The organism is Algoriphagus sp. Y33 (assembly GCF_014838715.1).
GTDB lineage: Bacteria > Bacteroidota > Bacteroidia > Cytophagales > Cyclobacteriaceae > Algoriphagus.
Window position 1 is genome coordinate 3,266,318 of record NZ_CP061947.1, and the last position, 13,822, is coordinate 3,280,139.

Below are 13,822 nucleotides of genomic sequence, written 5' to 3' on the forward strand. Positions count from 1 at the left end.
TCAATTGTTCTCTTAGTATGAGTTCATAAAAAATGCCGAAATCGATGAGCGATTAATTGGAACGAAGCTGATTTTGGCAATCCAATTGATTAAAAGTTAATCACCGGATTTTAAATAAACCCAGCATGAAAATCAAGTTGATTCAGGAATTCAAGGAATTTGCCGTAAAAGGAAACATGATCGATATCGCTATCGGTGTAATCATAGGTGCCTCATTCAATAAAGTTGTAGATGTATTGGTAAAGGAGATTTTTCTGCCTCCACTTTCTCTACTTACCAATGGGATCAATCTGGAAAACAAGAAAATTATCCTCAGGGAGTCTATCACTACAGCTGGTGTCACACACCCCGAGGAAATAGCTATCGGTTATGGTAAACTACTGGAAGCAAGTGTAGATTTTCTGATTATTGGATTCACGGTGTTTCTAGTGGTGAAACTGATGAACTCCATTCGTAAAAAAGCCGAAGACCCAAAAAATGAAACTATCACAACGCCTAAAAACATTGAATTACTCAGTAGGATGGCCGAATTGATGGAAAAGCAAGTTCAGCTTCTAGAAGATAAAAACGGAAAACAAGCTGAGAAATAAGGGATAATCGTTCTAATATTTACTCGTATCTCAAGGACTCTATAGGATCTAATTTGGAGGCTTTGAAAGCAGGGAAAAAACCTGACGCCAGACCAACGAAAATACAAATCATAAAAGCCACCATCATCCAGAGCCATGGAATCAGGAATCCTCCCACTCCAATCACCAAGGCGATAACATTTCCAATGGAAATGCCCAAAATCACGCCCATAGCCCCTCCCAAAATGCAGATCATTATAGCTTCAAGCAGAAATTGCTGTCGGATTCTGAGCGGTGTGGCCCCTAAAGCCTTACGGATACCAATTTCCCTGGTTCGTTCGGTCACAGACACGAGCATAATATTCATCAAACCTATAGAAGCGCCCAGCAGAGTGATGAAACCTATACCAAATCCTCCCATTCTTAAGTAACCGGCTACTTCTTCCAAGCTTTCGGCTACAGACTCGCTCTTAGTCAAGTCAAAAGAATCCTCTTGGGCAACCCGGTCTTGACGTATTTCTCTCATCATGCCAATAGCCTGTCCCATTTCATACTCAATCCGCTCAGGTCCCGAGGCGACTCCCGTGATGTTATAATTGAAAGTTCCCTGCTGATCCAAGCGACTTGCATTTTGTATAGGTAGCAGGATCTGTCGATCAGCACCTGAATCCTGGCCCACACCACCTTGCTCCTCCAGCACTCCGACGATTGTATATGGCCGGCCCAATACAGTGATTTTCTGATTTAGCGGGTCATCATTGGCTTCAAAAAGTGTAGTGACCAATTCTTTTCCGATAATACAAACATTGTAGCCATTCTGAACTTCCATAGAGGAGAAATTCCTCCCAAACTCAAGCTTCATAGCCTTGATACTCAAATAGTTTTCATCCCCTCCCCGAACCCTCACATTTGGATTCGTGGTTTTAGAGCCCCTCTTAATCTCCGCAGCTCCTGTAACGGATGTATATACTGTAGAAATCCCCACGCTATTGTATTTCTCTTTGAAATTCATCACTTCTCTAAAGGTAAGCTTAGGATAAGTCTTCTCTGTTTTACCATCCTGAATAGCTCTTCCTCCACTAAAACCCTTATTTCTGATATCGAAAGAATTTGCTCCCAAACCGGAAAAACTATCTGCTATCTGTGTTTTGATTCCATCTATAGCTGTTAGCATGCCTACCAGTGAGGAAATTCCTATTGCAATGATGGCACCCGTAAGAATGGTCCTGAGTAAATTAACTTTTATGGAGCGCACAGCTTCACGTACGTTTTCGATCAGATTCATAGTGTGTTCGTAATGGAACGAGTTTAAAGTACAATCGCACCTACATATCCCAATTATAAATAATTACCGGGGAAATGACTATTCAACTAGAAAATTTAAGATACACTCAATGAATTCTGTCACCCCGAACCTCTAGACTCTTCATCACTTCTGCTTCAAAAATCAGCCACTCCTGCCATCGTTCGTTCACTAAATGCGGATCTTGATACCTTCGTGCCAACTCGATAAATGTAACATAATGTCCCGCTTCAGAAATCATCAATTCATAGTAGAACTTCTGTAGCTCAACATCTTCTAAATGGATAGATAGCAGCTTAAAGCGTTCACAACTTCTCGCTTCTATCAACGCATTCATCAGCAATTGTTCTGTGAGCTGCTGCATTCTGCTCCCCCCTTTTTTTACGAAATTGGCCAACTGAATGACGTATTCATCTTTTCTGGGAAAGCCGAATTTCAAGCCTCTCTTGCGAATCTGCTCAAGCACCCGTTCAAAATGTCCCCATTCCTCTGCTACAATTGGCGTAAGGGTGTCCACCACTTCATCCAAATCATTGAATCGCAAAATCAAACTAATACAGGAAGATGCTGCCTTTTGCTCACAGTAGGCATGATCCGTAAGCACATCTTCCAGCTGCATTTCCGCGATTCCTGCCCACCTGGGATCTGTGGGCAGCTTCAAATGCAACATCTTCTGTCTGGTGCTTTCTTCCCAACTCATAATTAATCAAATAGAAACCAGGTGATTCCAAGATCTATAAATGACTTGTATCCTGTATAATCCGGTGTTACAAAATACCCTTCATTATTCATCAAGCCACTATTCAAGTGATTGTATTTCAGCAAAACCCGTGTGCGGTTGATTCGGAAGTCCAAGAAAATGTCAGCTATCGGGTAAGCGTAGACATTGAAATCGTTCTGAAGATAAAATTGCTGCGTAGAAGGGAAATAGGCCTCTGCATAATAGTCTGAATGATAACGGATATCAATCCCCATTTGGACGTAGACATTTTCGTCAAACATCGGGCTGTCAAAATAAAACTTGGTATTTGCGTAGAGCTGCGGAATTCTAAAATTATCACTTGATTCACCTGAGATTTGCGTGAAAACTACTTCAGCATCCCACTGGAATTTCTGCCCAATCCGCATGCTGGACTTCAAGCCAGGAATCAGCATAAATGCTTCTCCACTGGACTGAGCAGCCATCCTTTCCTCATTAAAATACACATAGTTGTTTATGCGATTGATAGTAAGCGAAGGTCTGAGTTGGATCCTGTTGAAATCTATCTTAAACACCCCCCGAATCTGATCTACTCCTATATTGTCAAAATTATTATCCCATTGGTAATGATTTCCATAATACATCTGCTGCATTGCAGTGGGTTTATACACTGCTTTGGTATAATCTACTTCCAGCCAAGGGGAAATGAATAAGCCATGAAGTTTGAAAGCACCGGGGATCAAGTATTCTCCATCAGCACTAATTGACCAATTTTCAGAAATCTTTCCTATCAATTCTCCTCCCAGATAAACCTCGTTGAAGTTGTTCTTACCCGGATAGAAAGTGCTTTTCATTCTTCCCGCGCGAAACTTCCCGTGAGCATTGTAATAAAACCCCTTAAAACTTCCCTTAAAACCCACCTCATTCCCCCACTCTTTGAAACCGCTGTAATTCCGCGTAGTATCCAACTGTTCATTTAGACGTGTACTGGGATAGAAAAGAGAATCACTGCTATTCAGACCTGCAGACAGGGTAAAATGATTGTTCTTCTGGTCAAAAATATGATAGATCTGTAGTTCATCCCGAACACTATACTCATGATAGAATCTATATTCCTGACGCAAATCGCTCGCCTGTGTATTGCTCAGCCATACTTTGGCATCTTCATAAGTGAAATACACAGAAGTACTGTCAATCTCAGGAGGAATAATACCGCCTATTTCATTGACGGCGTGAAGCATTCTGGAAAAATTCCCCAAAAACCAATATTTCCCATTTTCTGAACGATAATTGGTATGTAGAGAATAGGAATTTTGAACGGTCATGTTATCATCACGCGCATTGGGATTCAGTGTCTTGCGCGCCCGGATGGTATGAAAATTAAATCCCACATTCCATCTCGGATTGATATTTCGGGCAAAGCCTATATCCAACATATTTCGCTGACCCCCACCGAAAAAAGCGGACATTTCAGTGAATGGAGATTTGGTGTCAAAATACTTGTTGTTTTCGGGAGCATGATAGTATAGATCATAAGCCGAAAATCCTGACCTGGTTCCGATCACATTAGGAATCTCATAAAAAATCGGCTTCGTGGCACTCCCGATATTTCCCAAATCCTGATACTTCCAGTTGCTTTTGGCCACCGGATCATAATTGTGAAAATTATTGAGTACGGTATCCTGTGGATAAAGAATAAGATTGTTCCTCTTGATGTCTTTCTCAAAAAAAAACAGACTTGTTTTTGGTCCATAAACCATCTTGGTACTATCATCGAGCAGGGATTTTCTAATTGATCCGCCCTCCTCCTCATCCGGATCTTCCTGGCCCCCCTGCTGATTTGTATTTGGCCGAGTGGGAACAGTCCGCTGTGCAAAAACGAGCTGTACACACGCAATGCTGAGGAAAAATATAAAACAGAGAAACCGTCTATTCACTTAGTTATTGTCTTTTTTGAAGACCTTTTGTTGGATTAGTTTTGCCAAAGCTAACTCATCAGCAGATGAGAAACTCATCTTGATAGGCAGCACAAAAATCGGAATTTCTTCCAGAAAACCTTCCGGAGCATTGGATTTAACTTTCACTGCATCTTTTTCGGTCGTTAGCACAACGGGATTTAGCAATGTATGTTGCTTATAAACAGCTCTGATTTTGTCGAAATCAACTTCTTTATAATCGTAATGATCAGGATAGCTCAATACTTCCAGCAAATCGTACTTTTCACGCACATATTCCACGAGTGGCCGGTCATTTGCCAAGCCTGTCAGCAGTATGATCCGGGATGAAAACAGCTCAGGGTTATGCAAGGGCACAGGATCCCCGTAAGAAATGGATGAAAAGAGCACAGGAGCCACAGAGTAAGCAGCCATTTTGCTTTTAATTACGTCTTTTTCAAAGCTATCCAACGCTTCAGGACATTTGGTAACGACGACTACATCAGCCCTTTTTGCGCCTGATTTCCCCTCTCTTAGCCTACCCATGGGCAAAAGAAAATCCGAGAAAAAAGGCTTTTGATAAGTAGTCAAAAGAATCTGAAGATTTCCCCTCACATGGCGATGCTGGAATGCATCGTCCAAAATAACCAGTTCGGGAGCATCTGACTTTGCCTCGATTTCTTCAAGTGCCTTGACCCGGTCTTCACCTACATAGACTGAAATGTGCGTCCCGAATTTACCATAAACCTGAAACGGTTCATCACCGATTTCCTGAGGTGACACTGTAGGACTAGCCTTAAGAAAACCTTTTGTTTTTCGTCCATACCCTCTGCTCAGTGTCGCCAGCCTTTTCTCATTGTGGAGCATCCGGATGAGGTATTCCACCATGGGAGTTTTGCCCGTGCCGCCCACACTCAGATTCCCGACCACTATACTTGGGATCGGAGAAGAGACACTTTTCAGCCAGCCCAAATCGAAAAACAAATTCCGAAGTCCCGTGACCAAATCGTACAATAAAGCAAAAGGATAGAGCAAAAAAGCGTACCGGCGCATTGCAGAATTACTATTTTTGATCAAATAAACGTAAAAATTATGGGATACAAGATTAGCGATGTGATTTCCTACCTGGAGCAGATTGCTCCTCCCGCCTATCAGGAGTCATACGACAACGCTACTTTGATCACAGGAAACAGGAATTCAGAGGTGACCGGGATCGTCTGCTCACTGGATTGCATTGAAGCTATCGTAGAGGAAGCTATAGCACTTGGTGCCAACATGATAGTGGCCCATCACCCTATTGTTTTCAAAGGTTTGAAAAGCCTCACCGGAAGAAATTATGTGGAGCGAACCATCATCAAGGCAATCAAAAACGACATAGCGATCTATGCGATACATACCAATCTTGACCACGTAGCCCACGGAGTGAATAAACGGATTTCGGATCGATTGGGACTTCTCAACACCAAAATTCTACAGCCGAAAAGACAATTGCTCAGCAAACTCGTGTTTTTCACCCCCGAGTCAGATAAAGAGCGCGTTCTTCAGGCGGTATATGATGCAGGTGCGGGGAAAATCGGAGAATACTCAAATTGCTCGTTTCAGGTAAAAGGGACAGGTACTTTTACTCCTTCAGCAAATGCGAATCCGACGATAGGTGAACACGAAAAAGCCCACGAAGAACAGGAAGTCAGAGTGGAAGTTATGGTTTCAAATCACCTTCTTGCTAACGTTTTGAAGCAAATGCGTAAAGCACATTCCTACGAAGAAGTGGCTTACTATGTGCAACCTCTTGAAAATGAAAACCAAGAAGTAGGTGCGGGAATGATCGGAACACTTTCTCAAGAAATGGAAGGAGAAGAATTTTTGGATTATCTCAAAGCCAAAATGAATTTGGAAGTGATCAAGCATACACAGCTTATTTCCCGAAAAATCAAAAAAGTGGCTGTTTGCGGAGGAGCGGGGATTTTTCTCTTGGGTGATGCCAAAAGAGCGGGGGCGGATGTCTTTGTGACTGCTGACGTGAAATACCACGAGTTTTTTGACGCTGAGGGGGTATTAATTCTCTGTGATATCGGACATTACGAGAGCGAAATTTTCACAAAAGAATTACTTCAGGAGTTATTGTCACAAAATTTTCCTAATATTGCACTCTATTTGACAAAAGTAGTTACAAATCCCACATCCTACCGATAGTACATGGAAAGTACAGTAGCACAGAAACTCGAGGCTATTCACAACCTTCAACTTTTAGATTCAAAACTAGATGCCATCATCAAGGTTCGCGGAGCTCTTCCAGAAGAGGTTCAAGACTTAGAAGATGAAATTGCTGGATATGAAACTCGTTTGGAGAAATTTCAAAGTGAAATAGATTCTTTTGATAACGAAATAAAGGCGCTTAAAGAAAGCATCAAGGACTCTGAAAAACTGATCAAAAAGTATCAGGAGCAGCAGATGAATGTTCGCAATAACCGCGAATACGATGCGATCACCAAGGAGCTTGAGCTTCAGGATCTAGAGATTCAAGTTGCGAAGAAAAAAATCACCGAAGCAGGTTTTAGAATTGACCAGAAGAAAGTAGACTTGGAGGAATTAAGTTCAGTAAAAAAGGATCGGCAAAAAGATTTGGATCAGAAAAACAGCGAATTGACTTCGATTGTATCTGAAAGCGAATCGGATGAGGCCAAACTTAACAACGAACGTGAAAAGTCTATAAAGAAAGTGGACGAGAGACTTCTGAAAGCATATACTAAAATCAGAGCTAATGCCAAAAATGGTCTGGCAGTGGTGATGGTAAAAAGAGGTGCTTGCGGTGGATGTTTCAACACTGTTCCGCCTCAAAGACAAGCGGACATTCGTGAGAAGAAAAAGCTAATTGTTTGTGAACATTGTGGCAGAATCCTTGCCGGCGTAGAAGATGAGATCATCGAAGAACCTACACCAAAAAAGAAAAGAGCTACCAAAACAGCTAAAGCTTAATAAGAATCCGTAGATTCTACATAAAAAAGAAACCCTGGACCTAGAGTTCAGGGTTTCTTTTTTATGTGTTTTTTTTGCTTTCTACCTGTTAATTTTTCTATATTGAGAGCTATGAAGAGTATTGGAATTCTAGTTATTACCTTGTTTCTTTCTGTTTCGGTTTTTGCTAACGATACTGAACCCAAAACTTTTTTGGTGTTGTTTAAATCAAATGAATTAAAATCACTGAACACTTCGCTAAAAGAAATCCAATCCCAATTTTCTTCTGCTTTTAAAACAAGGAGCTACTCGGGAAATTCAGAACTTGCTCTGATCATCGACATACCCAAGTGTGAATTTGATGCCTGTTTTCTTGGCCAATTTCTGGTTTCCTTAGAAAAAGGAGAGGATTTAAAGCTTCAGGAGATAGCTTTTAGGGTGATTGACATGACGGCAAACAAGAAATCTCTCGACACGTTCATCACAGCTTTCGAAGAAAGTCAGAAAAAAGAAAAAAACGACAAGCGAAATGCTACACCAGCTCCTTAAGGTGCGCAGTATCGTTTCTTTTCAGTAACTCAAAATCCCCATCCTCTTTTTCTTCGAGTAGATACAAGCAGAGATTTTTGTGTTCAAACATATCCATGTGACACAAATCCTGCTTCATCATCAAGCTCAAAAAGATTCGCATCGCACGGCCGTGCATACATACCAGAATAGTTTCCCCCGGCCCTTCAATGATTGCATCTATTCCCCGTTGCATACGCTTGGCGACGATATTTGGACTTTCCCCTCCTGCAATACAATAATCAAGATTCCCCTGCTGCCACTGATCTAGCATATGCCGGTAATAGTGACTTTCTTCAGGCGACATCGGTAGCCCCTCATAGTCACCCCAGGAAATCTCATTGAGATCCGTCGTAGAGACTGATGGAATCCCCAGATCCAAAAATGATTGAATTGATTGTTTGGTTCGCTGCAATCCAGTGTAATATACCTGATCAAACGGAACATTTTTATAAGCCTCAAAAAATGCAGCCGCTTGCTTCATGCCTGTATTATTAATCGGAGCATCGATCCCACTCCCCTGCACTACGCCTTTTAGATTGAAATCTGTCTGACCGTGCCTAACTAAGTAAATTTTTTTTCGATTCAAGATTCTCTATTTTTGTCCGCACCCCAAAGAAAACCCATTTACTTTAATTTTCATGGTATTCTCTCAAAAGCCTTCACTGAATCAGATCAATCAAATGGGTAAAAACAACATGCCTGGTTTCTTAGGCATTGTATTTACAGAAATTGGCGATGATCACCTTACCGCTACTATGCCTGTAGATGAGAGAACAAAACAGCCCATGGGATTGTTACACGGTGGTGCCAATGTAGTACTTGCTGAGACTCTCGGAAGCGTGGCAGCCTCACTTACTATTGATATGAACAAACAAGCGTGTGTGGGACTGGAGATCAACGCCAATCATCTAAAAGGTGTGAAATCTGGATTAGTAACGGGAACTACAACCCCTATTCATCTTGGGAAAAGCACACAGGTCTGGGAAATCAAAATCAAAAATGAACAAGGGCAGCTCTGTTGCATCAGTCGCATCACCCTAGCGATTTTAGACAAAAAGTAATGCATACCAACGACGTAGTTACAAAACATAGCAAAACAGAAATCATCCAACTTCTGCTTCAATTGGGCTTGACCTCCGGCGGCTCTTTTGCAATTTGGAGAAAACCCAAATCCAACACCATTGAAATTGTACAAGACGAGAATGCAAAACCCACAAAAGTTGATTTGTCAATCGAAGAGCTTGAACCGGGATTTATAGTCCATCCCTTTGCAGATCAGTTGGATAAAAAAGCTTACTTTATCAAAGCAAACAAATACCTATCCTTTGACCTCAATAATCCACCCGGTATAGATGAGCTTCCTGAATGGGTCAGAATCCAATTGGACAGCAAGGAAAGGCTTTCCCATGAAGAAATTAGAGAATTGCTTATTAACCAACCCTTGGTAAGTAAAGTACAAACCTTCAAACTAAGCGAGGACAAAGCCCACTTCATCCAGTTGGTAAAAAGGAGTATTGAAGCTATTCAGAGAAAACAACTGGAAAAAGTTGTTCCGGCACGTACCAAGACCATTTCAATTCCATCAAATTTTGATCTGAGCCGTACGCTTTTAAATTTAATGGATTCCTACCCAAATACTTTCATCAATTTCTTTCATTTACCCCATGTAGGTACTTGGATTGGTGCTTCGCCTGAGACACTTATCGAAACCAACGGGGACATTTTCACTACCATGTCTCTTGCAGGCACCCAAAAAGCATCGGGAGACAACCCCCTGAAATCAGTTGCATGGACACAAAAAGAAATTGAGGAACAAGCATTAGTCAGCAGGTACATTGTATCTTGCTTTAAGAAAATACGGCTTCGGGAATATGAAGAGCATGGCCCCAAAACAGTGCTGGCGGGAAATCTTCTTCACCTTCGATCCGATTTCAAAATCAATATGCAGGAAACCGGCTTTCCTGAACTGGGGTCTATCATGTTGGGTCTTCTCCACCCGACTTCTGCTGTATGCGGAATGCCCAGACATGAAGCACATAATTTCCTTCAGGAATTCGAAGGCTTCGACCGCTCTTTTTTCTCGGGTTTTCTGGGACCTGTGAATATTCAGGGAGGTACCTCCATTTATGTCAATTTGAGAACTGCCAGCCTTCATGACAATAAGGCCACGCTCTACGCCGGTGCAGGTGTGACAGAAGATTCTGATCCTGAAAAGGAATGGGAAGAAACGGAGCTCAAATGTCAAATAATCGGTAAATTCATCCAAAACCCAAGCGCTTGATTCTTCCTCAAATTACCGATTTAGTAGCCATCTGCGCCAAAAAAGGTATCCAAAACGCAATACTTTCCCCCGGATCCCGCTGTGCTCCTTTGACGCTTGTTTTTGCCCGCCATCCGCACATTCACACCAGGACGATCTCTGACGAGCGATCTGCTGCTTTCATAGCACTGGGAATGGCACAGCAGCTGGAGCAACCGGTAATACTTGTCTGCACCAGCGGATCCGCTGCCCTGAATTATTATCCCGCTGTAGCGGAAGCTTTTTTCCAGCAAATCCCCCTGCTCATCTTGACGGCAGATAGACCTGCAGAATGGATTGACCAATATGACGGGCAGACAGTGTTCCAACCTGAGGTCTATGGCAAGCATGTGAAAAAGAGTTTTCAGCTACCTGATTTCTCGAGCAATCCTGATCAACTTTGGCATTCCTCACGGATTGTGAATGAAGCGATCAATCTCTCTCAACAATTCCCGGCAGGCCCTGTTCATATCAACATTCCACTTCGGGAGCCTTTTTATCCCGAGAAAGGAGAGCCATTGGTTTTCCCGGAAAAGCCACGTGTTTTTAATTTATTGAAAAGCAAAACCCATCCTACGGATGAATCGCTTATCAAACTCAAAAACAGGCTGGAAACAGTCCGACGGATAGTAATCATTCCAGGTCAGCAACGTCCCGATCCACAGCTTCAGAACTTGCTGGATCAGCTTGCCAAAACCCAAAAAGCTGTAATTGTCGCAGATACCATCAGCAACCTTCAGTCTGACCAAACCATTACATTGCATGATCACTGGTTGGGAAGTCAAGAAATTTCAGAAAATCTAAAACCAGACCTGATTGTTAGCTTTGGCAAATCGATTATATCCAAATCACTTAAGCTCTTCCTTCGAAGCACTAAGGCGTCGCATTGGCATATTCAGTCTGATGGAAACGCCAAAGACACCTTTCAGCAATTGACAAGAACTATTGCCTCTTCACCTGCATACTTCCTCCACTGGTTAGCTCAAAACCTTGGTCCACAAGACACTGAATATTATCAGTCATGGCATGCTTTCGAGAAGGCGGTTGACTCAAGTCTGACTCAAATCTTACAGAGAGACGTCTTTGGAGAATATGGTGCATTGGCATATTGTCTTAATAAAACACCTTCCCTTTCCAAAATCCACGTTGCCAACAGCATGGCTGTCCGCTATTTGAATTTTCTTGGAAAGAGAAATCAGGAAGTGATTTGTAACAGAGGAACAAGTGGCATCGACGGATCCAATTCAACCGCTGTAGGCTGTACTTTTACCACCAAGGAAATGGTGACTCTGATCACTGGTGACATGGCTTTCTTCTATGACCGAAATGCTTTCTGGCATAACTACACCATGCCCAACCTCCGTGTGATTTTGCTGAATAATCATGCGGGAGGAATCTTCCGGTTGATAGACGGACCTTCAAACCAGCCGGAATTGGAGGAGTTTTTCGAAACCCAACAGCCGTTGTCTGCAAACCATTTGGCTACTGAGTTTGGATTCTTTTATTCCAAAGTGGTGAATCAAGAAGAACTGAAAGCTTCACTTGCGGACTTTTATTCGGATTCCCTACATCCAAAAATCTTGGAGATCGAGACTTCCAGTCCAAAAAATGCTGAGATTTTGAAAGAAGTAAAGGAGAAAATCAAGATTGTAATTCAGCAGCAAAAGTAGAATCGGGAGAAGAAGTTCTCCCGATTTTATTAATAGCCCAGATCATAAATCCAAGTTCTCCCAATTCAAACAACGTAAGCGGAATCAACCCAAAAAGTGCTCCCACTGTAGAGAAGATCATAATTCCAGACACAATTCCCAATGCTCCTAAAATCTGGGGAATGTTTGACCAGAGATTTTTATAGCAAAGAAATCCAGCCCCCATAAATCCATAGGCAAGGCCAAAAGTACCCAGCTTTACGAAATAATAGTCCTCAATTTTAAAACCGGAAGTCGCCAAAGAAATCAAGTCAATTGAGAGCCAAAATGCATTTGCAATCAGCATCACCCAAAGTGCAATCTGAAGGGTCTTATTTGGGAAAACCGAAGTCATTTTGATCAACCCAAATAGGAATAGAGAAAAAGTGATTATAACCCCCGCTTTCACTAAGCCAAAAGTTAAGGGATTGGTATAACTTCCTTCCATCCACTCGATTTCCATAGTGATATCAAAATAGCTCAAAAAGAAATAGATCAATCCTGCACCAAAACCAGTGTATAACCATGGTATTAATGACTTTGGATAATCAGGAGAGCTCTCAGCTTCTATGTTTTCCATCTTTGCTCCCAACGCTTCAAACAGTGCTTTGACCGTATAACTTCTGGGAGTCACCTCCCCCGCTTCGATGCGCTGGATTGTCCGCACATTCAGGTTGCATAACTCGACCAACTCCTCCTGAGTCAATCCTTTTGCCTTTCTCATTTCAGAGATTTTCTTACCAAGTTCCGGTTGCTTCATTGTAAATAGTTTTTGATTAACCATGGCAATTTCTGGGATTGGATTTAGACTTAGGACGAATCGGGCTCGGTTTAGACCCGACATTTGCCCGACATTTGAGCACAAGGCTAAAAATAAGAGTTTTGAATGTAAGTCTCTAAGCAAAATAATGATCAATGACCTCACATTTCAAATCAAGGGCAAAACTTGCTTCAATGCGGGATTTCTATTTTCCGCCTTCCAAACAGCCGAAAGTTCTGTGTGCTGAGCTATATTCGGAATTTCCATAAACCTCACATTCAGTCCGTACCCTTCTTTCAAGGAAGTCGGCACTATCGCCACTCCCATCCCATTTTCCACCAATTTGAAGATCGTCAGCGCATGGACGGACTTATGCCTGATTTTGGGTGAAAAACCGGCTTCCCGACAAATGCCGATAATTTGCTCATAATACAGATTACTGTAATCTGAGGAAAAAAGCACAAAGGATTCATCCCTAAACTGATTCACTGATATAAATCCCTGCTCTTGAATCGGATGTTCTTTTGGCACCACCAACGAAAAAGTATCCTTAAGCACAACCTTCATTTCCAAATCACTTGGCACAGAAGCCAATCTAACAAAGCCCAAATCCAATTTATCTTTTTCAATCATTTCCACCTGAACCGAATTGCTCAGCTCTTCCAAACTAGTACTTATTAAAGGATGATTATCATTGAGCTTAGCCAATAAATCGGGTAATATTTGATTGGATGCCGAGCCTAGAAATCCTATCCGCAACTCCCCGATTTTCCCTTCAGCGATCAGTTTCAATTGGGATCGAGTGAGCTCAAGGTGATTCAGGACAAAATCCACTTCGCCTTTCAGAAATATCCCGGCTGCAGTTAACTCCACATGCTTTTGATCCCGCTCGAAAAGCTTCACTTTCAATATTTCCTCCAATTGCTTGATCTGCCTGCTCAATCCAGGTTGCGAAATAAACAGACGTTCTGCTGCTTTTCGGAAGTTCAACTCCTCGGCAACAGCTTTAAAATAACTCAAATGTCTTAATTCCATGATACCTCA

At 42.1% G+C, this 13,822-nt stretch carries 14 protein-coding genes; 7 read left to right on the plus strand and 7 right to left on the minus strand.

The genetic code is table 11. From position 1 onward, the window contains the following. Positions 1 to 125 precede the first annotated feature (125 nt). Entirely contained in the window at positions 126 to 590 is a 465-nt protein-coding gene (gene mscL, locus ID165_RS13105) for a large conductance mechanosensitive channel protein MscL (RefSeq protein ID WP_192085289.1), read from the plus strand. Between the two features lie 19 nt (positions 591 to 609). Here the strand turns inward: mscL and ID165_RS13110 are convergent, their stop codons facing one another. The 4 genes from ID165_RS13110 to lpxK all read right to left on the minus strand — a co-directional run bounded on the left by ID165_RS13110 (position 610) and on the right by lpxK (position 5,583). Further along, positions 610 to 1,854: an ABC transporter permease gene (locus tag ID165_RS13110; protein ID WP_192085290.1), complete on the minus strand. Its 1,245-nt coding sequence runs from the start codon at positions 1,852 to 1,854 to the stop codon at positions 610 to 612. 106 nt (positions 1,855 to 1,960) lie between these two features. After that, positions 1,961 to 2,572 (minus strand): tRNA-(ms[2]io[6]A)-hydroxylase, encoded by a 612-nt coding sequence (locus tag ID165_RS13115; protein ID WP_192085291.1) that lies wholly within the window; start codon positions 2,570 to 2,572, stop codon positions 1,961 to 1,963. 2 nt (positions 2,573 to 2,574) lie between these two features. Further along, positions 2,575 to 4,509: a putative porin gene (locus tag ID165_RS13120; RefSeq protein ID WP_225586717.1), complete on the minus strand. Its 1,935-nt coding sequence runs from the start codon at positions 4,507 to 4,509 to the stop codon at positions 2,575 to 2,577. Next, on the minus strand, positions 4,510 to 5,583 hold the full coding sequence (lpxK, locus tag ID165_RS13125) for a tetraacyldisaccharide 4'-kinase (protein WP_225586719.1): 1,074 nt from the start codon (positions 5,581 to 5,583) through the stop codon (positions 4,510 to 4,512). A gap of 15 nt (positions 5,584 to 5,598) precedes the next feature. Here lpxK and ID165_RS13130 point away from each other — a divergent pair, with 15 nt between their 5' ends. The 3 genes from ID165_RS13130 (at position 5,599) to ID165_RS13140 (ending at position 8,010) form a co-directional block, all read left to right on the plus strand. Further along, positions 5,599 to 6,699 (plus strand): Nif3-like dinuclear metal center hexameric protein, encoded by a 1,101-nt coding sequence (locus tag ID165_RS13130; protein ID WP_192085292.1) that lies wholly within the window; start codon positions 5,599 to 5,601, stop codon positions 6,697 to 6,699. Positions 6,700 to 6,702: 3 nt separating this feature from the next. Further along, positions 6,703 to 7,482, plus strand: coding sequence for a zinc ribbon domain-containing protein (locus ID165_RS13135; protein ID WP_192085293.1), 780 nt, complete (start codon positions 6,703 to 6,705; stop codon positions 7,480 to 7,482). A 111-nt stretch (positions 7,483 to 7,593) separates the two neighbouring features. Beyond that, positions 7,594 to 8,010, plus strand: a complete 417-nt coding sequence (locus tag ID165_RS13140; protein WP_192085294.1) for a hypothetical protein — start codon at positions 7,594 to 7,596, stop codon at positions 8,008 to 8,010. Here the strand turns inward: ID165_RS13140 and ID165_RS13145 are convergent. Then, the gene (locus ID165_RS13145) at positions 7,994 to 8,617 is read right to left on the minus strand and encodes a histidine phosphatase family protein (protein WP_192085295.1); all 624 of its coding nucleotides are present in this window, start codon (positions 8,615 to 8,617) and stop codon (positions 7,994 to 7,996) included. The two genes, ID165_RS13140 and ID165_RS13145, sit on opposite strands and share 17 nt — an antisense overlap. A 52-nt stretch (positions 8,618 to 8,669) precedes the next feature. Between ID165_RS13145 and ID165_RS13150 the strand changes: the two genes are divergently transcribed. The 3 genes from ID165_RS13150 to menD are packed head-to-tail and all read left to right on the plus strand — an operon-like array spanning position 8,670 to position 12,000. Then, positions 8,670 to 9,092, plus strand: coding sequence for a hotdog fold thioesterase (locus ID165_RS13150; RefSeq protein WP_192085296.1), 423 nt, complete (start codon positions 8,670 to 8,672; stop codon positions 9,090 to 9,092). After that, positions 9,092 to 10,312 carry a chorismate-binding protein gene (locus ID165_RS13155; RefSeq protein ID WP_192085297.1) on the plus strand — a complete coding sequence of 407 codons (1,221 nt, stop codon included), beginning with the start codon at positions 9,092 to 9,094 and terminating at the stop codon, positions 10,310 to 10,312. The genes ID165_RS13150 and ID165_RS13155 overlap by 1 nt, the downstream gene beginning before the upstream one ends. After that, entirely contained in the window at positions 10,309 to 12,000 is a 1,692-nt protein-coding gene (gene menD, locus ID165_RS13160) for a 2-succinyl-5-enolpyruvyl-6-hydroxy-3-cyclohexene-1-carboxylic-acid synthase (protein WP_192085298.1), read from the plus strand. The genes ID165_RS13155 and menD overlap by 4 nt, the downstream gene beginning before the upstream one ends. Here menD and ID165_RS13165 read toward each other — a convergent pair. After that, entirely contained in the window at positions 11,972 to 12,778 is an 807-nt protein-coding gene (locus tag ID165_RS13165; RefSeq protein ID WP_192085299.1) for a helix-turn-helix domain-containing protein, read from the minus strand. The two genes, menD and ID165_RS13165, sit on opposite strands and share 29 nt — an antisense overlap. A 168-nt stretch (positions 12,779 to 12,946) precedes the next feature. Next, a complete protein-coding gene (locus tag ID165_RS13170; RefSeq protein WP_192085300.1) occupies positions 12,947 to 13,813 on the minus strand; it encodes a LysR family transcriptional regulator in 867 nt (288 codons plus the stop codon). Between the last annotated feature and the right edge of the window lie 9 nt (positions 13,814 to 13,822).

Coding starts and splice junctions, on each gene's coding strand:
- mscL (WP_192085289.1), top strand. CDS start 126: ATGAAAATCAAGTTGATTCAGGAATTCAAGGAATTTGCCGTAAAAGGA.
- ID165_RS13110 (WP_192085290.1), bottom strand. CDS start 1,854: ATGAATCTGATCGAAAACGTACGTGAAGCTGTGCGCTCCATAAAAGTT.
- ID165_RS13115 (WP_192085291.1), bottom strand. CDS start 2,572: ATGAGTTGGGAAGAAAGCACCAGACAGAAGATGTTGCATTTGAAGCTG.
- ID165_RS13130 (WP_192085292.1), top strand. CDS start 5,599: ATGGGATACAAGATTAGCGATGTGATTTCCTACCTGGAGCAGATTGCT.
- ID165_RS13135 (WP_192085293.1), top strand. CDS start 6,703: ATGGAAAGTACAGTAGCACAGAAACTCGAGGCTATTCACAACCTTCAA.
- ID165_RS13140 (WP_192085294.1), top strand. CDS start 7,594: ATGAAGAGTATTGGAATTCTAGTTATTACCTTGTTTCTTTCTGTTTCG.
- ID165_RS13150 (WP_192085296.1), top strand. CDS start 8,670: ATGGTATTCTCTCAAAAGCCTTCACTGAATCAGATCAATCAAATGGGT.
- ID165_RS13155 (WP_192085297.1), top strand. CDS start 9,092: ATGCATACCAACGACGTAGTTACAAAACATAGCAAAACAGAAATCATC.
- ID165_RS13165 (WP_192085299.1), bottom strand. CDS start 12,778: ATGAAGCAACCGGAACTTGGTAAGAAAATCTCTGAAATGAGAAAGGCA.
- ID165_RS13170 (WP_192085300.1), bottom strand. CDS start 13,813: ATGGAATTAAGACATTTGAGTTATTTTAAAGCTGTTGCCGAGGAGTTG.